General features: G+C 72.6%; 12 protein-coding genes. 5 read left to right on the forward strand and 7 right to left on the reverse strand.

Annotated features, from left to right (window positions below; all coding sequences use genetic code 11):
• Positions 1–26: 26 nt before the first annotated feature.
• Positions 27–1,268 (reverse strand): hypothetical protein, encoded by a 1,242-nt coding sequence (locus ACO06A_RS19780; RefSeq protein WP_421733881.1) that lies wholly within the window; start codon positions 1,266–1,268, stop codon positions 27–29.
• A gap of 218 nt (positions 1,269–1,486) precedes the next feature.
• Positions 1,487–2,860: an alpha/beta hydrolase gene (locus tag ACO06A_RS19785; protein ID WP_421733882.1), complete on the reverse strand. Its 1,374-nt coding sequence runs from the start codon at positions 2,858–2,860 to the stop codon at positions 1,487–1,489.
• A gap of 146 nt (positions 2,861–3,006) precedes the next feature.
• Here ACO06A_RS19785 and ACO06A_RS19790 point away from each other — a divergent pair, with 146 nt between their 5' ends.
• Both ACO06A_RS19790 and deoC read left to right on the forward strand, forming a co-directional pair.
• Positions 3,007–5,727 carry a helix-turn-helix transcriptional regulator gene (locus tag ACO06A_RS19790; RefSeq protein WP_421733883.1) on the forward strand — a complete coding sequence of 907 codons (2,721 nt, stop codon included), beginning with the start codon at positions 3,007–3,009 and terminating at the stop codon, positions 5,725–5,727.
• A gap of 197 nt (positions 5,728–5,924) precedes the next feature.
• A complete protein-coding gene (gene deoC / locus ACO06A_RS19795; protein ID WP_421733884.1) occupies positions 5,925–6,626 on the forward strand; it encodes a deoxyribose-phosphate aldolase in 702 nt (233 codons plus the stop codon).
• Between the two features lie 80 nt (positions 6,627–6,706).
• Here the strand turns inward: deoC and ACO06A_RS19800 are convergent, their stop codons facing one another.
• Positions 6,707–8,422 carry a SulP family inorganic anion transporter gene (locus ACO06A_RS19800; RefSeq protein WP_421733885.1) on the reverse strand — a complete coding sequence of 572 codons (1,716 nt, stop codon included), beginning with the start codon at positions 8,420–8,422 and terminating at the stop codon, positions 6,707–6,709.
• Positions 8,423–8,720: 298 nt separating this feature from the next.
• Complete coding sequence (locus tag ACO06A_RS19805) at positions 8,721–10,088, reverse strand: peptidoglycan DD-metalloendopeptidase family protein (RefSeq protein WP_421733886.1); 1,368 nt, start codon at positions 10,086–10,088, stop codon at positions 8,721–8,723.
• Positions 10,089–10,503: 415 nt separating this feature from the next.
• On the opposite strand from ACO06A_RS19805, the gene ACO06A_RS19810 reads away from it, so the two are divergent.
• Both ACO06A_RS19810 and ACO06A_RS19815 read left to right on the forward strand, forming a co-directional pair.
• Positions 10,504–12,219 (forward strand): FAD-dependent oxidoreductase, encoded by a 1,716-nt coding sequence (locus tag ACO06A_RS19810; RefSeq protein WP_421733887.1) that lies wholly within the window; start codon positions 10,504–10,506, stop codon positions 12,217–12,219.
• A gap of 154 nt (positions 12,220–12,373) precedes the next feature.
• Entirely contained in the window at positions 12,374–12,646 is a 273-nt protein-coding gene (locus tag ACO06A_RS19815) for a metal-sensitive transcriptional regulator (RefSeq protein ID WP_421733888.1), read from the forward strand.
• A 31-nt stretch (positions 12,647–12,677) separates the two neighbouring features.
• On the opposite strand, the gene arsA is transcribed toward ACO06A_RS19815, so the two are convergent.
• Genes arsA through ACO06A_RS19830 form a run of 3 tightly spaced genes read right to left on the reverse strand, consistent with a single transcriptional unit; the run spans position 12,678 to position 16,551 of the window.
• Entirely contained in the window at positions 12,678–14,477 is a 1,800-nt protein-coding gene (arsA, locus tag ACO06A_RS19820; protein WP_421733889.1) for an arsenical pump-driving ATPase, read from the reverse strand.
• Complete coding sequence (gene arsD / locus ACO06A_RS19825) at positions 14,471–14,851, reverse strand: arsenite efflux transporter metallochaperone ArsD (RefSeq protein ID WP_421733890.1); 381 nt, start codon at positions 14,849–14,851, stop codon at positions 14,471–14,473. The genes arsA and arsD overlap by 7 nt, the downstream gene beginning before the upstream one ends.
• A gap of 56 nt (positions 14,852–14,907) precedes the next feature.
• Entirely contained in the window at positions 14,908–16,551 is a 1,644-nt protein-coding gene (locus ACO06A_RS19830) for an FAD-dependent monooxygenase (RefSeq protein WP_421733892.1), read from the reverse strand.
• 292 nt (positions 16,552–16,843) lie between these two features.
• Here ACO06A_RS19830 and ACO06A_RS19835 point away from each other — a divergent pair, with 292 nt between their 5' ends.
• Positions 16,844–18,232 carry a UTP--glucose-1-phosphate uridylyltransferase gene (locus ACO06A_RS19835; RefSeq protein ID WP_421733893.1) on the forward strand — a complete coding sequence of 463 codons (1,389 nt, stop codon included), beginning with the start codon at positions 16,844–16,846 and terminating at the stop codon, positions 18,230–18,232.
• The last annotated feature ends 42 nt before the right edge of the window (positions 18,233–18,274 follow it).

The following is an 18,274-nucleotide window of genomic DNA, read 5'->3' on the forward strand; positions in this document are numbered from 1 at the left end:
GGCCGTTCTGCGTGCGGGATGCCCGGCTACGGCTTCCCCTTCGGCTTCGGCTTCGGCTTGGGCTTCGAGGTCGCCGCCGCCGCCGCCGCCTTCGCCTTCGCGGCAGCAAGCGCGGTGGCGAACGCCGCCTTCACCGCGTCGTCCAGCCTGAAGGCGTCCATCTCGCCCTCGAGGCTCTTGTACGTCGCAAGGACCTCGTCGCGCACCCGGACGGCGAGGTCGCGGACGTCGTCGATGTCGACGCTCGCCGGGTTGGTCGTGAGGGCGTTCCACTGCGTGAGGAACAACGTGAGGACGGCGTCGACCGCCCGCAGCCGTGCGCGGAGAGCAGCTTCGACCGGGGTCGGTTGCTTGAGCGCTGCAAGCTGCTGGAGGTGCAGCCGCAGGGCACCTGCCTGCCATGCAGCGAACGTCGCGACGTGCGGCGCGGTGGTCCCCGGCGTGGCGCCCCCGGCGAAGTCGTCCAGCCCGACGAACGCGGAGCCGTGCTTGATGAGGAACTCGAGGAACTGCTTGTGCGGGCCGTACATCACGGCGAACATGCGCTCGGCCTGCCCCACCAGCTCGGGGTCGAGCGCGGCCGGGTACGTCGCCGCCTTGACGGCATTGACGACCTTCAGGGGCATCCCGGTGGCCGCGGCGACCTGAGCAACCCGCTGACCATGGCTGAGCAGGTTCCGGATGATCAGGACGTCCTGGTCGGCGTGCCGCGCCTCGTGGTACAGCGTCCCCACCACCTCGGTGACCTCGGGCTCGGTGAGCTGGCCGAGCGTCGTCGGCGGAGGCGTGCGGTCGCTGAACGCCGAGGTGTTCACGGTCAGGGTCCAGCTGGAGGACTCGAACGACCCGTTCGGGCCGCTTCCGGGGCCGATGTTCCACGTCACGGGCGGGACGCCGGCTGCCCTCAGCTCGACGGCGATCGACTTCTTCAGCGCCCGGGCGAAGTCACGCAGGGACAGCCGGCTCTGCGTCGTCCGCAGCCTGACCGCGTCGGAGACGAACGCTCCCTGGCTCGGCGGCCGGTCCAGCCCGTACGGGGCGCGTTGCACGGTCGGTGCGGGCCCGATGCCCGAGGTGGTCCGCGCGGCCGGCGCGCCGCGGAGGAGCTGTCGCGCGACGTCGTTCCCGGCCGTCCGCTGCAGGTCGAGGATCGAGTCGCGGGTGACGTGGCCGCGACCCGGTACAGCGAGGCCCAGCGGGCGCGTCGCGCGCGGGGGGCGACGGTCGGCGGCCGACTCTCTCGGTGTCTCGGTGCGGTGATGTCGCACGGCGAACCTCCGGCAGACCCTCTCGGGAGGCAGCGTCGCGGTGTGCTGGCGGCGATGCGTGCGGTCCTGCTCCCGGCAACGAGCGTATTCGACGGGGGGCGCGGATCCCACCCCGGACACCGGTCACCGGTCCGGGCCCCTCGCTCCTCACGGAGCTCCCGCGTGGGATCTGACGGCCCGAGGCAAGGAGGCAGGACGGAGGGCGTCGCCGACCTGCACTACTCGGTCACCGACGAGGCCTCCCGAACCGCTGTGATCACGTCGAGGATCGCCTGGCTGGTCGCCTTGGAGTCGTTCTGGTCCGAGATGAGCTCGTCGTGGGTCGCGCCGGCAATGACGCGGTGACTGCTGCTGCTCGACATCCGAGCGATGCGCTCGTGGCTCGCGGTCAGCGCGGCGTCGCCGCCGGAGCCTGCGGTCAGGACGACCAGTGGTCGTGCGCCGAAGTCGGTGAACGATGCCGCCTGGCTCATGGAGCTGTTGGCCTGGGCGAACTCGTCGAGGAAGCTGCGAAGGTTGCTCCCGGTGGCGGTGGTTCTGTGCACCTCGCTCGCGGACTCGGGCGGCAGGCCGGCACCTTCGGTCGTCGCGTACAGGCGCGTCAGGCCCAGCCGTGCAGAGGTGGAGATCAGGGTGGCGACCCGGTCCACGGGGTCGTAGCCCTTCGGGCGGTCGGAGCCTGCAGGAAGGGGTCGATCGCGGGGGGCGGTCGTGTCGACGATGACCAGCCCGGCGATCTGGTCGGGGTAGCGGGCGGCGTACGTCAGCGCGTAGAGGCCCCCGAAGGAGTGACCGGCCAGCACGTACGGGCCGGGAACGTTCGCCTCCTGCAGCAGCTCGTGCAGGTCGACGGCGATCTGCGTCGCGTCCTGGGCGGTCTCGACCGGGTCGCTGCCGCCGCGGCCGGGGCGGTCGTACACGCAGACGCGGGTAGTCGTTGCGACCCGGGGTGCGATCCATCCCAAGTGCGCGGACATCGCGCCGCCACCGGGCTGCAGCACGACGGTCGGACTGCCGGAACCGGTGCACTCCAGGTGCAGCAACCGCCCACCGACGTCGATCGACTGTCCGGGCATCGACGTCGACGGGTCGGTCGCTGCGCCGAGCGTCTCGTACACCCCGCCCACCGCGGCCACCGCCAGCATCGCGATCACCGGGTACAGCAGCCAGCGCCGGCTCCGGCTCCGCAGGTGGCGGCGGGACTGAACGATCATCCAGGCGACCAGCACCAGCACGGCCGGCGGCCAGACCCAGCCCAGGACCGGGTCCACCGACGATCCCAGCGTCAGGAGGAGGAACCCGCCGACGCCCATGACGACGGCAGGGACGGCCGCCCAGGCCTGGGGCTGGTTCGTCATCCGCACCGACAGGACAGCGAGCATCGCCCAGCCAAGGGCGAGCCCGCAGAGCACCGCCCCCGTGATGGTCGCTTCCTGCGGGGGGACGAAGGGTGCGGCGGCCAGGAGCAGCGCGGTCAGGAGACCGCTGATCAGCGAGCCGGCCACGACCCGTCCGATGGGTCCAGATCGTGCGGACGAGCGCACGCTCGACCAGTCCTTCGTCGTCTCGCGGTTCTCGTAGGTGGTGGCCATGATGAGCGCTCCTCAGCCTGGATGGTGGACGCCGTGGGGATCCGAATCGCCGTCGAGACGAGCCTCGCGGTCGCCCGGTCTGCTCGCCCCGGTCAAAGTGCCGGGATCGGACGATCCCGGTGTGCCGGGCTGGGTAGCGTCGGGGTGTGCTGCACGGGCGGGACGTCGAACGAGCGCGACTGGCCGCGCTCGTCGACGGCGCCCGGCAGGGGCGTGCGGGCACGCTGGCGCTGCACGGCGACCCGGGGACGGGCAAGACCGCGCTGCTCGACGACCTCGCCGAGACCTGCCATGGGGTGACGCTGCTCCGGACTCAAGGGATCGAGTCGGAGTCGCCGCTGGCGTTCGCCTCCCTGCACCGGCTCCTGCGTCCGCTGCTCAGCCGGCTGAGCCGCATCCCGCCGCCACAGGCCCGGGCTCTCGGCGTCGCGTTCGGTCGTCAGGACGGAGACCCGGTCGACCCGTTCCTCGTCGCCGTCGCGACGCTGTCGCTGGTCACCGAGGCGGCCGAGCACCAGCCCGTGCTCGCGATGGTGGACGACGCCCACTGGCTCGACGCCGCGTCCGCCGATGCGATGCTCTTCACAGCCCGCCGACTGGATGCCGATCGGGTCGTTCTGCTGTTCTCGGTCCGCGACGGGCCGGGGACGACGTTCCCGCACCCGGGGGTGCCCTCGCTGCTCGTCGGCGAGCTCGACGAGACCTCCGCGAGGGCAGTCGTCGAGGACCACACGGGCGCCGGCCCCACGGACGCCATGGCGTCCGATCGGGTGCTGCGTCAGGCCGGCGGGAACGCGCTCGCCCTGGTCGAGCTCTCCGCCGCCCTGACCTTGGACCAGCTGCACGGGGCCGAACCTGCGCCCACGCCGCTGCCCATGACCGCCGCCATGGAGCGAGTCTTTCTCGACCGCGCTCGGCGCCTGCCAGAGCCGGTGCAACGCCTCCTCCTGATCGTCGCGGCCGACGACTCCGGACGCGTCGCCACCGTGCGTCGCGCGGCCGAGATCCTCGCCATCCCGGACCGCGCCCTGGCGGACTCGGAAGCGTCGGGCCTCATGGTCCGGGAAGGGGACAGCCTTCGGGTCCGGCATCCTCTCGTGCGTTCGGCCCTCTACCAGGCCGCGTCCCCGAGCGTGCGCCGGGACGTGCATCGCGCGCTGGCGGCAGCACTCGAGGGCGTCGGCGAACCGGACCGCCAGGTGTGGCACGCCGCGTTCGGGGCGGACGGGCCGGACGCGGGACTCGCGGCCCGCCTCGACAGCGCCGGTGGTCGCTCCGAACGACGCGGAGGTCATGTCTCGGCGGCCGACCTCTTCGAGCGCGCGGCTGAGCTCTCCCCTGACCCCGACCTGCGGGCGGAACGACGGCTCTCTGCCGCGCGCAGCGCCTGGGCCGCCGGCCAGACGACCCGCGCCCGGTCGCTCGCCACCGCTGCCCGGATCGAGGCCGACGACCCCGTGCTGCTCGCGGACGTCGACCGGCTTCGTGGCCGGATCGAGGTGAACGTCGGGTCGGCGGCCGCTGCCCACCGCATCTTCGTGTCCGCGGCCGTCGCCGCGGCCGACGCGGCGCCAGGTCGCGCACTCGATCTCGCGGTCGCCGCCGCAGGCCTCGCGGCTTACGGCGGAGACAGCGAGCTCCGCCTCGACCCGTCCGTCGCGCTCCGATCCCGGCACGGGCCGGACGAACCACGCACCCAGACGCTGCACGACCTGCTGCTGGCCATGACCGCTGCGTCCCAGCACGCCTGGCCTGAGGCCGTCGAACGCCTGAGAAGCGCCGCCCAGAACCGCACCGACGCGGACCCGGACCTCCTGGCGCACCTCGGACAGGCCGCCGTGCACCTCGGCGACGACGCCACGGCGGCGCAGGCCTTCGCGGCGATGCTCGACACCGGACGTCAGAGGGGCGCGGGGATGACCGTGCTGTACGCGCTCCCCCGCCAGGCGTTCCCGCTGTTCCTGTCCGGTCAGTGGTCCGCTGTCGGAAGGTCCTCCGCCGAGGCGCACCGCCTGAGCACCAGCGTCGATCAGCGGGCCCCGTCCGCCACCCCGCTCGCGTGGCTCGTACTGCTCCAAGCGCTCCGGGGCGAGGACGGGGCGCCCGAGGTCCGCGCCGAGCTCGACGACGTCGTCGAGCACCACCCGCTCGGCATACTCGCCGCTCCGACAGCCGACCTGATCCGTTGGGCTGACGGCGCCCGTGCTGGTCAGACGGGCGCCACCGACGTCGCGCTCCACCACGTCGCTCAGATGCGCGTGCCTGCCCTCACCCGGATGGCAGCGATCGACCGCATCACTGCCGCGGTCCACGCCGACCAGCCCGAGCAGGCGACCGCATGGCTGGACGAGCTCGTGCCGTTCGCCGAGGGCACCCGATGGCCCTGGGCGCTCGGAGCGGTCGAGCACGCCCGCGCGCTGCTCTCGCCGCAGGCACGAGCACCCGAACACTTCGAGCTCTCGCTGACCCACTACACGAACGCCGCCCGACCGTTCGACCTCGCCCGCACGCACCTCGCCTACGGTCAGTACCTACGACGCGCGCAGCATCGCGTCGACGCGCGCCTGCACCTGCGCCGGGCACTGGCGAACTTCGAGGACCTGCGTGCCGCGCCCCTGAGCGCCGTCGCCGCCCGCGAGCTGCGCGCAGCCGGTGAGACGGCACGCACCCGCGACGTCAGCACCCTGGTGCAGCTCACCCCGATGGAGCTCCAGGTCGCACAGCTGGTCAGCCAGGGGATGTCGAACAAGGAGGTCGCCGCCCACTGCTGGGTGTCGCCGCGAACCGTCGCCTTCCACCTGCGTAACTGCTTCGCCAAGACCGGCGTCAGCTCCCGCGGCGAGCTCGCACAGCTCTCACTCGCGTGACGCCACCTCCCCGTCTGACGATGCGCACGGCCCGCGCTCCGGCACTGGGTCGGTGAGGGCCCAAAGGCCCACCTCGGGCGCCGTGTGCTCCCGCACAGTGGGGTTCGAGTGCTCGGTGCACGGACCCCGGAACGCGCACGCATCGTCGACCACGTGATCCCGACGGTCTGAGCCGCCGAGATCGACAGGAGAACCCCATGACCACGACCACCGCCACCGACACCGAGATCGACGCCGCCGCGCTCGCCCAGTACGTCGACCACACCCTGCTCAAGCCCGAGGCCACGGCCGCGGACGTCGCCGCGTTCGTCGCCGAAGGGGCGCGTCTCGGCGTCTACTCGGTGTGCGTCTCGCCCTCGTTCCTGCCGCTGGACCTCACCGAGGCGCCGGACCTGCGGCTCGCTGTGGTGTGCGGCTTCCCCTCCGGCGAGCACCACAGCGCGGTCAAGGCTGCCGAGGCGGCGCTGTCGATGCAGCAGGGCGCCGACGAGGTGGACATGGTGATCGACATCGGCGCAGCCAAGGCCGGGAACTTCGCCGCGGTCGAGGCTGACATCGCCGCCGTCCGGGCCGCCGTGCCGGCCCCCGGGGTGCTGAAGGTCATCATCGAGTCCGCGGCCCTCGACGACGCGCAGATCGTGGGCGTCTGCCTCGCGGCTGTGGCCGCGGGCGCCGACTTCGTCAAGACGTCCACGGGGTTCCACCCGGCCGGCGGCGCCACGGTGCATGCCGTCGAGCTGATGCGCGCGACCGTGGGTCCCGCGTTGGGCGTCAAGGCCTCCGGGGGCATCCGCACGGCCGCCGACGCCGTCGCGCTCATCGACGCGGGCGCAACCCGCTTGGGTCTGTCCGCGACGGGCCTCGTCGTCGCCGGCCTGGACGGGGGCGCCGGCTACTGACCGGCGTATGCGAGCGTCGCTGACGTCGACCGCGTGCGTGCGCACGAGGGCCGGGAGCGGCACAGCGCCCAGCGGAGCGGTCAGCCCGCGTCGGGCACGTCCGCCGAACCGGCTCGCTCGGCCCGATAGGCCCGCACGGCACTGTGCACGGTGGGATAGAAGTGGTCGGGCCCGAACCGGCTGCCGACACCGAAGCGCACCAGGCGGTCCTTGACCGGGCCCTTCATCTCCGCGAACACCAGGTCGACCCCGAGCGCGGCGAGGTGGTCGTCCAGCTCGACGAGCTCGTCGAGCGCGGTCGTGTCGAGGCCCGTGATCGGCTCCGACGCGATGATCACGCGGCGCACCGGTGCGGGTGCATCCGCGACGAGTCCGCGAACCCAGGTGTCGAACACCTCGCCGTTGGCGAAGAAGAGGGGTGCGTCGAAGCGGGCGATCACCAGGCCCGGGACCCGCTCGCCCTCGGGGTGCCGGCTGAGGTCGTGGAACCCCGGAACACCGTCCACGCTGACCAGCTCGGCGCGGTACGGCTCCCATGCCCGGCGCACGAACACCGCGAGCGACAAGGCCACGGCGACGGCGATGCCCTGCAGCACGCCGACGAACGCCACGCCGAGGAACGCCGCGACCAGCAGCGCCGCGTCGCTCCGGCTCATCCGCACGAGCCGGACGAACGTGTGCACGTCGACGAACGAGGACGCGGCGGCGATGACGACCGCGGCCAGCGTCGCCGACGGCAGGTACTCGGACAGGCCGGGCGCGACCAGCATGAAGACGACGAGCAGCACCGCGGCCACGACGCCGGTCAGCTGCGTGCGCGCGCCCGCCTGGACCGCGACCGGCGTGCGCGACGCACTGCCCGAGACGGGGAAGCCACCGAGCAGCCCGGTCGCGAGGTTCGAGGCGCCCAGCGCGCCCATCTCCTGGCTGCCGTCGACGGCCTCCCCGCGGCTGCCGCCGAGCGCGCGCGAGAGCACGGTCGTGTCGGCGAAGGTGATGAGCGCGATGCCTGCCGCCGGACCGACGAGTGCGAGCACGTCCGCCGGTGCGACGCCCGCGAGAGCCGGTGCGGGCAGGCCCGACGGCAGGGCGCCGACGACGGGGATCTGGTCGGCGAGCCCGAGCACAGCGGTCAGCACGCACGCCCCGACGACCGCCAGCACGATGCCCCTCGCGGTGGCACCCAGCGCGCGCGCCACGACGATGACCGCGAGAGATCCCAGGCCGATCGCGGCCGCCGCGCCGTCGACCTGGCCGTCGGCGACGCCGGTGACCGCCTGACCCAGGTGTTCCCAGACCGAGCCGGGAGGCACCGCGACGCCAAGGAGCTTGGGCAGCTGGCCGGCGATGACGACCAGCGCGATCCCGTTCATGTACCCGACGCGGATCGGCATCGACAGGAGGCCGGTGAGGAACCCGAGCCGCAGCACGCGACCGCCGACGAGCATGAGCCCCATGAGCACCGCCAGCATGCCGGCCAGGGCGACCGCACGGTCGGCGTCGCCGAGCGCGAGCGGCAGCACCGCGGCACCGATCATCGGCGCGAGCGACGAGTCGGGCCCGAGCACGAGCACCCGCGACGGACCGACGAGCGCGTACACGAGAAGCGGGACGATCGTCGCGTACAGGCCCGTCACCGGTGGCAGCCCTGCGGCCGTGGCGTACGCCATGCCGGCAGGTATGGCGACGGCGACGAGCGTCGCCCCGGCGACCAGGTCCCGTCGTAGCCACGCGCGCTCGTAGCTCCGGGCCACACCGACGCCGGGGAGCACCCGTACGACCCGCCCGCGGTCCATCTCCCGAGCCTAGGACCGGGCACCTGACGGAGACCCGGGCCGGACGTCCCCGACACACCGCTGCTCCGAGCACGGTCCTCGGCCCGTGCCACCGGAGGGTTGAGGACCGACGCCGACCGCAGAGGCAGCGGTGGACCGGACCTGCCTCATGCCTCCGTGCCGATCACCCCGATGGAGACACCAGGGTTCTCGCGGGGGTTGAGCGACACCCGTGCGCGAGAACGGCACGCTCGCCGTCGTCGCGACCACGGTCTCGTTGCACGCCCCGGCCGCGGCTGATCGACTCGCCCGCTGGCCCTCAGCGGCCCAGCAGCGGTCGCGGGTTGACGGTGGAGCCGTTCACGTACACCTCGAAGTGCAGGTGGCACGCACCAGACAGACCCGTGTTGCCGGCGTAGCCGATCAGCTGCCCCCTGGCGACGTCCTGCCCTGCCCTGACGACCGAGCGGGTCAGGTGGTTGGAGCTGCTCATCACGGAGCTTCCCTCGACCGTGCCGTAGTCGAGCATGACCTGGTTGCCGAACCCGTTGCGCCACTGCGACCAGAGCACGGTCGCGTCGCGCGGCGCATACAGGGGCGTATTGCACCCGGTGCGCAGGTCGATCCCGGCGTGCAGGCGCACGTAGCCCAGGATCGGGTGCAGCCGCATGCCGTACTCCGAGGTCACGTACATGGGGTTGATCGACGTCGGGTTGGCGAACAGAGCTCCGGACACTGACCCCACCGGAGGCTGAACCTGCGCCGGCGCGGGTGGTGGTGGGGGTGGTGGTGGTTCCCGCCCGGCGGCTTCGGCAGCGGCGCGCGCAGCGGCTTCGGCGGCCGCACGCGCCGCCGCCTCGGCGGCACGTGCCGCGGCCTCGGCAGCCTCGCGAGCGGCTCGTTGCTCGGCGATGATCGCGACGAGCTCGCGCTCGATGGCGGCCCGCTCGGCGTCGATCTCGGTCTGCTCGGCCTCGGCCTGCGTCTTGAGGGACGCGATCGCGTCCTGCTTGGCGCGCTGGTCAGCGATGAGCTGGTTGATCTCGTCCTCGCGCGCCTGGGCGACCCGCTGGGCCTCGGCGGCGGCGAGGACGTTCGCCTCGGCCTGCTCCTTCAGCTCGGCGACCCGATCGGTGACAGCGCCCAGCCGGGCCTCGCTGTTGCGGTTGTTCGCGTCGACCTGGCGCAGCTCGTCCAGGACGCGAGCCTGGCTGCGCAGCGCCGCATCGACGAGCCGGGCGTTGTCGAGGAAGTCGGTGGCGTCCTCGGCGTCGAGCATCACATCCATGGCGGAGACCCCGGGTGCACCCCGGTAGGCCTCCCGGGCCATCGCTCCCACCGAGGCCCGGAGCTCCATCTCGTCGGCACGGTCAGCGGCAATGGTCGAGGTGAGGCTGCCGCGCAGGTCCGTCGCGTCCTGGAGCCGGCTGGCGAGCATGGCTGCCTCGCGCTGGGTCGCCTCCAGCACCGCCCGGGCGTCCTCGAGCTCGGCCTGAGCCTCGGGCAGCCGCGCCTGGGTGGCCTGCAGGTCGAGCGCGGCCTGGCTCAGCTCGGCACTGAGACCCTCGATGGAGGCCTCCAGCTCCTCGGCCCGCCGGTCGGCTTCGCGGCTGCGCCGTTCCGCCTCGGTACGGCGGTCGTCGATGCCGTCGGCGTAGCTGGCGCCACCGGTACCCGTCAACGCCATCACCGCGGCGAGAAGGACAGCACCCGTCCGACGCCGCAGGCGACCCCGCGGCGCGGCTGAGGAGGCCGGCGGCCTGGACCGGACCGGCGGCTCGCGAGGGGGCATCGTCATGTGCGTGGCGGCCGGGTTCGGGGACAGGGAGCTGGCTCGGCCGGTCGCAGGGTAAGCGCGAGCCGTCGCGCGGGGCGGTCCTGACACGCGACGCGCACCGTGCCTCTTCCCACGAGCGGCTGAACCGCGTGGGACCTCCGGGCAGACGGTGGGGCCGCACGAATGGCTCGTGCTCCCGGCGACGGCTGGCGGAGCGGGGGCCAGCTCCTCTCATCGAGGGCGCGCCGCGGCCTCTCGGCCGCGTGAGGCGGACCACCGCTCCGGGGCTCGCCATCCTGATACCCCCCGGGGTATCGTAGATGCCATGGACGACACGGAGCCTCGCTCGGAGCACGACCGCCGCCGGATCGTCATCGTCGGCGGTGTCGCTGGTGGCATGAGCGCGGCGGCTCGAGCGCGGCGCCTGGACGAGCGGGCCCAGATCGTCGTGCTGGAGCAGTCGGACTACGTCTCGTTCGCCAACTGCGGTCTCCCGTACCACCTGTCCGGCGAGATCGAGCGGCGCGACGACCTCCTTCTGCACACGCCGACCTCGCTGGGTGCCGCACTCGCGCTCGACGTGCGGACCGGGAGTCGGGTCACGGCGATCGACCGGGCCGCCCGCTCCGTCTCGGTCACCACGGTCGACGGCTCCTATGAGCTGGCCTACGACGCGCTCCTGCTCTCCCCCGGTGCCGTCGCGGTGCGTCCCCCGATCGACGGCCTCGACCACCCTGCCGTGCACTCCCTGCGGACCATCCCCGACCTCGACACTCTCGACGCGCACGTGACAGGGCTCGTCGACCGTCGCAGCGGCGACGACCGGGCGCGCGCAGTCGTCATCGGCGCCGGCTTCATCGGCCTCGAGGCGGTCGAGGCGCTGGTGGCCCGCGGTCTCGAGGTCGACGTCGTCGAGCTCGCCGACCACGTCCTGCCGCCCCTGGACGCCGAGCTGGCCCCCCTGCTCGCCGACGAGCTCCGTGCGCACGACGTCGGCCTGTACACGAGCGTCTCGGCACGCTCCGTCACCCCCGGCGCCGGGCACGCCGTCGACATCTCCCTGTCGGACGGGACCACGCTGAGCGCCGACCTGGTCGTGGTCAACGTGGGCGTCCGTCCGGCGAGCCAGCTGGCTCGCGGCGCGGGCCTCGAGGTCGGACCGAGCGGCGCCATCCGTGTCGACGCCGACCAGCGCACCTCCGACCCGCACATCTGGGCTGTCGGCGACGCGGTCGAGGTGATCCACGCGGTCACCGGAGCGGTGGGTCCGGTGCCGCTCGCCGGACCGGCCAACCGCCAGGGCCGCAGAGCGGCAGACGCGATGCTCGGTCGTCGCACCACCCCGCAGGCACCCGTGCTGGGCACCGCGATCGTCCGCGTCTTCGACCTCACGGCGGCCGTCACCGGCGCGAACCAGCGCACCCTTCTCGAGGCCGGCATCCCGTACGAGGTGGTCCGCATCCACCCCGGGCACCACGCCGGCTACTTCCCGGGTGCCGAGCAGCTCCACCTCGTCGCCAGCTTCGCTCCGGACGGCCGGCTGCTCGGTGCTCAGGCGGTGGGCCGTGCGGGCGTCGACAAGCGCATCGACGTGCTGGCCACCGCGCTGCGCGCCCACATGACCGCCGACGACCTCGCCGAGCTCGAGCTCGCCTACGCCCCGCCGTACGGATCGGCCAAGGACCCGGTGAACATGCTCGGGTTCGTCGCCCAGAACGCGCTCGACGGGACCACCCCGCAGTGGCACCCCGCCGAGCTGGACGACGTGCAGGCCGACACCCTCGTGCTGGACGTCCGCTCGCAGAGCGAGTTCGATCGCGGCCACCTCAAGGGTGCGCTGCACATCCCGCACACCGAGCTGCGTTCACGCCTGGACGAGGTGCGCACAGCCGCTGAAGGCCGCCCCGTCAGCGTGCACTGCGGATCCGGCGTGCGCTCGCACATCGCCACCCGGGTCCTGCTCGCCGACGGTCTGGTCGCGCGCAACCTGTCCGGGGGCTGGCTGTCCCTCACCGCCGTCCGCCCCGACCTCATCGCCTGAAGGAGAACCTCATGTGTTCGCCCGCCCGCTGCTCCACCTGCGGCAAGGTCACCTGGACCGGCTGCGGAAAGCACGTCGACGCCGTCATGGCCGACATCCCCCGCAACCAGCAGTGCACCTGCCGCTGACCCACCCGCAACGAGAGAGGTCCGCGATGGAGCTCGACAGGGACGAGATGTCCAAGGTGTCCAACCGGCTCAAGCGCGCCCAGGGCCAGCTCGCCGCCGTCGTACGCATGCTCGACGAGGGCAGGGACTGCGAGGACGTCGTCATGCAGCTCTCGGCCGTCTCCCGCGCCCTCGACCGCGCCGGCTTCGCGATCATCGCGTCCGGGATGCGTCAGTGCCTCACCCAGCCCGAGCAGGACGGCGAGCCCGCCTCGCTGGACGTGCAGAAGCTCGAGAAGCTGTTCCTCTCGCTCGCCTGACGTCCGACCCCGCACGGCGGGGCCGGCACACTCACGCCCACACGTCGACGGGTGCGTCAGTCGCGCCAAGTGAACGGAGGGCGCCGACTCCGACCGGCTCGGATGCCAGGAGCGGCACGAGGGCGCACCGTGCAGCGCCCTCGGCGCACACGCGGGCGATCTGGTCCATCTCGGCGGCTGCGCGACGCAGGAGGAGCGGATCGGTGGTCTGCGCTGCCGCGACCGAGCTGTTGATCACCCACGCCCAGGGGTTGATCCCCGCGCGGTGGAGGTCCTCGGCGAGCTCCTCGGCCTCGAGGACCGGCGTGGCCTCGGGCAGGGTGACGATGAGGACCTTCGTGTAGTCAGGGTCCTGCAGCCACATCATCGGGGTGGTGAACGTCGCGGCGGTCGCGCCCATCTGCCGCACCACGTCCCGGTGGTAGGACCCCGTGGCGTCCAGCAGCAGCAGCGTGTGGCCCGTCGGAGCGGTGTCGATGACGACGAATCGACGCCTGCCCTCGTTCACCACCTTGGAGAAGGCCTGGAACACGGCGATCTCCTCGGTGCACGGGGATCGCAGGTCCTCCTCGAGGCCGGCGCGGCCGGCGGCATCCAAGGAGGCGCCCCGGCGGGCCAGGACCGACTGGCGGTATCGCTCGGTCTCGACGGCAGGGTCGATCCGGGAGACCTCGAGGTTCGGCACCGAACCAGCGAGGGTCTGCCCGAGGTGGGCGGCGGGGTCGGTGGTGGTCAGGTGGACCGGGAGCCCGCGTTCAGCCAGTGCGACCGCGATGGCGGCGGCCAGGGTGGTCTTGCCGACGCCGCCCTTGCCCATCGTCAGGATCAGGCCGTGCCCCTGCTCCGCTAGCCCGTCGATCAACGCAGCCAACGGTTCGACGCCCCTCGCGAGGTGCTCACGGCCCTCCGGGACGCGGAGGTCGCAGGGGTCGCCCGGCTCGAAGAGCCGCGCGAGCGCATCGGGACCCACCATGTTCTCGCCCTTGAGGGACAGCACGTCGCGAGGCAGCACGGCGAGGTCGGCGGGCAGGGCCGCAAGGACCTCCTGCTCGCGCTCGTGGACCGCTGCGGCCAGCGCGTCGCCGGAGACCGGGACGGGCATGACCGCGTTGATCACCAGGTACTGGTGGGTCAGCCCGAGGGCGGCGAGCTCGTCATGGGTGCGCTGGACCTCCGCGACCGCTCCCTGGTGAGCTCGGGTCACCAGGACGAGGCGGGTGCGGTGCGAGTCGGCGAGCGTGGCCACGGCTGCGGCGTAGACCGTGCGCTGCCTGTCGAGGCCGGCCAGCGGTCCGAGGCAGGAGGCGTCGCCCGTGCCCTCGTCGAGGAAGTCGGTCCATGACGTGGGCAGCTGCAGGAGCCGGATGGTGTGCCCGGTCGGCGCGGTGTCGAAGATGACGTGGTCGAACTCCCCGGCCGCGTCCTGCGTGAGCAGAGCCGTGAACTCGTTGAACGAGGCGATCTCGGTGGTGCACGCCCCGGCCAGCTGCTCCTCGATGAGCGCCACGTCGGCGGGGGGCAGGATGCCGCGGACCGGAGCGACGATGCGTTCCCGGTAGGCGGCCGTCGCCTGCTCCGGGTCGATCTCCAGGGCCCAGAGCCCGAGGACCGCAGGCACGGCGGTGATCGTGTTGCCGATGCTCAGCCCGAACACCTGCCCCACGTTGGAGGCGGGGTCGGTGCTGACCAGCAGGACGGACCTGCCCGTGCGGGCGAGCGCGATCGCGGCGGCGCACGCGATGGAGGTCTTGCCCACCCCGCCCTTTCCGGTCAGGAACAGGAACCGCGGGGCGCCGACCAGGAAGTGCGGCAGTGCCGGGTCGTTCAGCACGACCCACCGCCGCCGCAGCACCCGCCCGCGGGCCCTGCCATCGGCAGGACGGTGCGGGCCGTGGCGGCACCGCTCGGCGCGGCCCAGCGCGCCAGCTCGGTGCGACTGGGGTAACGGCCCGCCATGGCGATGGTCCCGTCGACCAGGATCAGCGGAAGGCCCTCGGAGCCGGACACCTGCAGGAAGTCCAGCACAGCCGGTGTGCCGGCGAACTCCCCCGGTTCACTGGCCAGGTTGAACCGAGACACGGAGACACCCTGGTCCCGCAGCCAGTCGAGGTCGGCCGAGAACGTCACCAGCTCCTGCGGGACGTCAGGCCCGCACACACCGGTGCTGCAGCACAGTGCTGGCTCGAAGACTGCGATGGTGCTCATCCGGCACGACCTCTCAGGTCACATCGATGGGTGTCGATATCGACAAGTGTCGATGCCTACGTGCATCCGGATAAGGGACCTACGTCCCGTAGCTGCGGACCGTTCGAGCGGAGCCAGTCCTCGACTCCCGTCAGATCAGCACCGCCCCGGTAGGCGAGGTACCCATCGGGCCGTACGAGCATGTGCATCGCACGCCCGCTCGCGCCGAGCAGCCTGCGAACGGCCCCGTCGACATCGACCAGCACCCCAGGCCGCGCGTCGCCCGACAGTCGATGCACCGCGATCCGGCCGGCCAGCGCTGACACGCTCCCTTCAGCCCAGACACCCGAGGCTCCGATCAGCAGGAGGTGGAAACCCGGTGCGCCGAGTACGCCATGCAGGGTGGTCGGGTGTCCGTCGAGCACCACGCGCCCGTCGGGGACACGATCGCCGGCGCGCACACCGTGGCGCGGGGCGTCCGGCCCGTCGACCGACAGCGGGCTACCGCGGTACCGGATGTCGAGCTCGGTGACGAGCCGCACTCCCCTGGACCGGGCGAACGCGAGACGCAGGGCGAGGGGGACGAGGATCGGTGCCACCCGGCCCCGCGCGAACCGGATGGACGCGCTGGTGGAGGTGGCGATCCGGAAGGCCCGGTCGGTGAATCGGAGAACCTCGCGACCGACCGGCGCCCGCTCGGTCTCGTAGGTGTCCAGCAGCGCGTCCGGCGCGTGGCCCCGGGACACCGCCGCCAGCTTCCACGCGAGGTTCGCGGCGTCCTGGATCCCGGTGTTCATGCCTTGCGCACCGGCCGGGCTGTGGACGTGCGCAGCGTCGCCGGCCACGAACACCCGACCAGCGCGATAGTGCTCGGCACGTCGGTGATGGATCCGGAACCGCGTGGTCCATTCAGGACTGTGCAGCCACACGTCGCCGCCGGTGTAGGTGTCGCACAGGACCTGCACGTCCGCCAGGGTGGGCGCCTCGTCGAGCGGACCCGTCTCCCCCGGTGGTCGCATCGCGAGCATCCGCCAGGTCGACGGGTGGCCGAGCGGGAAGAAGAAGAGCAACCCGTGCGGCGAGACGAATGCGTGGGCGGATCCGGGCGTGATGCCGTCCGCCTCGAGGTCCGCCAGGACGAACGTCTGGGGATAGGCCGACCCCCCGAAGCGGATGCCGGCGAGCTGCCGCACGGCGCTTCGTTGACCGTCGCAGCCGACGACGAACCGGGCACGGACCTCGTCGAGCGTCCCCTCCGGTCCGGCGAGGGTGCACACGACACCGTCCGCCTCCTGCCCCAGGCCCACGAGCTCGACCCGACGCTCGACCGTCACGCCCCGAGCGGCGAGGTGGGCACCGACGACGTCCTCGGTGACGGCCTGGGAGAGAAACAGCAGGTAGGGATATGCGGTGTCCTCGAGCCCCAGCGCGAACAGGTTCGCCTCGACGGTGCGGCGCGGGAAGTGCATCACCAGGTGGGCTCCGCGGTTGCCGCGCGCGACGAGCTCGTCGCTCACACCAAGGCGGGCGAGGACCTCGAGCGTGCGCGGCTGGATCGCCAGCGCACGCGACTCGTGCACCCGGTCGGGGAGCCGGTCGACGAGCCGGACCGATGCCCCCTCCGCGACGAGGAAGGCGGCCATCGCGAGGCCCGTCGGACCAGCGCCCACCACCAGCACGTCCACGGAAGGCCCGTCGGTCGGCGCCGCCTGTGCGCTCACCCCTCCACGGTAGGCGTGACCTCAGTCCACGTCGCCGCTACGTCCGCGCACGAGCTCGCCGTCCCGACGAAGTCGCGCTCCTCGGCTTCACCCTGGTGGGCGATGATCGTCCGAGTGACCGTGGCCGTCGGTCCGGCGTTCACCAAGGCTGCGGCGATCAGCGCGCCTGCCGTCGCCCACCGGCACCTCCGCGGATCAGGGGCGCTCGTGCCAGGCGACCCTGCCCTGATCGTCACGTGGCGGCGGTCACCAGACCGGCAGCGTCCGGGCGGAACCGCCTAGCATCGACGCCATGAGCGCCCACGGACTCGCCCAGGCCCAGCGCAAGATGAGCGACGGAGCGGTGCACCCCATCGCCGTCGACGTCTTCACCCGGTTCTACGGACTCCTGGAGTCCGGCGAGACCGGCGTGATCCCGGAGACCGACGTCGATCCGCTGACCGACGTGCCGCACGCCGCCGACCTCGACGTCGACGAGGACCTCGCCCGTGCCGCGCTGGCGGTGACCGCGGTCATCAAGCTCAACGGCGGACTCGGCACGTCGATGGGGATGGACCGTGCGAAGTCCCTTCTGCGCGTGCGTGGCGACAGCACGTTCCTGGACGTGATCGCCGGCCAGGTGCTCGCAGCGCGCGCGGCGACCGGCGCACGGCTGCCCCTCGTCCTCATGAACAGCTTCCGGACCCAGGACGACACCCTCCGGGCGCTCGCCGACTATCCCGACCTGCCCGTCGACGGGCTGCCGCTCGACTTCGTCCAGAACCGCGAGCCCAAGCTGCTCGTCGACGACCTGTCCCCCGTCGCATGGCCGGCGGACCCCGACCTCGAGTGGTGCCCGCCGGGCCACGGCGACCTCTACACCGCGCTGCAGACGTCCGGCGTGCTCCAGAACCTCCTCGACGCCGGCTTCAGGTACGCGACGGTGTCGAACTCGGACAACCTCGGCGCGGCGCCCGACGCGCGCATCGCCGGGTGGTTCGCGGCGTCGGGTGCCCCGTTCGCCGCCGAGGTCGCGCGCCGCACGTCCGCCGACCGCAAGGGCGGCCACCTCGTGGTCCGTCGGACCGACCGTCGGCTCGTCCTGCGCGAGTCCGCCCAGACGCTTCCCGGGGACGCCGACGCTGCGGGCGACATCGAGACCCACCGGTACTTCAACACGAACAACCTCTGGCTGGACCTGGAGGCGCTGGCGGCGGAGCTCGACCGCACGGGCGGGGTGCTGGACCTGCCCCTCATCCGCAACGAGAAGACCGTGGACCCCAGTGACAAGACGTCGCCGAAGGTGGTCCAGATCGAGTCGGCCATGGGTGCAGCGATCGAGGTGTTCGACGGTGCCGTGGTGCTCGAGGTCGACCGCTCGCGGTTCCTGCCGGTGAAGACGACGAACGACCTGCTCGTGCTCCGGTCGGACATCTACGAGCTCGGGGACGACTTCCGTCTGACGGCCCGCGTCGAGGCGCCCTACGTCGACCTCGACCCCGGGCGCTTCGCGCTCATCGCCTCCTTCGACGCCCGCGTCCCGCACACCCCGTCCCTCGCCGACGCGACGTCGCTGCGGGTCAGGGGTGACTGGGGCTTCGGGCGGGACGTCGTCGTCGTGGGTGATGCCGTGCTGAGCGACCTCGGAGAGGCTGCCGTGGTTCCCGACGGCGCACGGGTCGGGCCTGCTGGCATCGAGTGATCCTGCCGGGCTTCCGCGCCCGGAATCGAGGTTGCGCCATCG

Source organism: Cellulomonas sp. (genome assembly GCF_965229465.1).
GTDB lineage: Bacteria > Actinomycetota > Actinomycetes > Actinomycetales > Cellulomonadaceae > Cellulomonas.

Excerpts from the sequence above, each read along its gene's own strand:
- ACO06A_RS19810 (WP_421733887.1), top strand. The coding sequence starts at position 10,504 with ATGGACGACACGGAGCCTCGCTCGGAGCACGACCGCCGCCGGATCGTC.
- ACO06A_RS19785 (WP_421733882.1), bottom strand. The coding sequence starts at position 2,860 with ATGGCCACCACCTACGAGAACCGCGAGACGACGAAGGACTGGTCGAGC.
- ACO06A_RS19800 (WP_421733885.1), bottom strand. The coding sequence starts at position 8,422 with ATGGACCGCGGGCGGGTCGTACGGGTGCTCCCCGGCGTCGGTGTGGCC.
- ACO06A_RS19835 (WP_421733893.1), top strand. The coding sequence starts at position 16,844 with ATGAGCGCCCACGGACTCGCCCAGGCCCAGCGCAAGATGAGCGACGGA.
- ACO06A_RS19815 (WP_421733888.1), top strand. The coding sequence starts at position 12,374 with ATGGAGCTCGACAGGGACGAGATGTCCAAGGTGTCCAACCGGCTCAAG.
- arsD (WP_421733890.1), bottom strand. The coding sequence starts at position 14,851 with ATGAGCACCATCGCAGTCTTCGAGCCAGCACTGTGCTGCAGCACCGGT.
- deoC (WP_421733884.1), top strand. The coding sequence starts at position 5,925 with ATGACCACGACCACCGCCACCGACACCGAGATCGACGCCGCCGCGCTC.
- ACO06A_RS19805 (WP_421733886.1), bottom strand. The coding sequence starts at position 10,088 with ATGGCGTTGACGGGTACCGGTGGCGCCAGCTACGCCGACGGCATCGAC.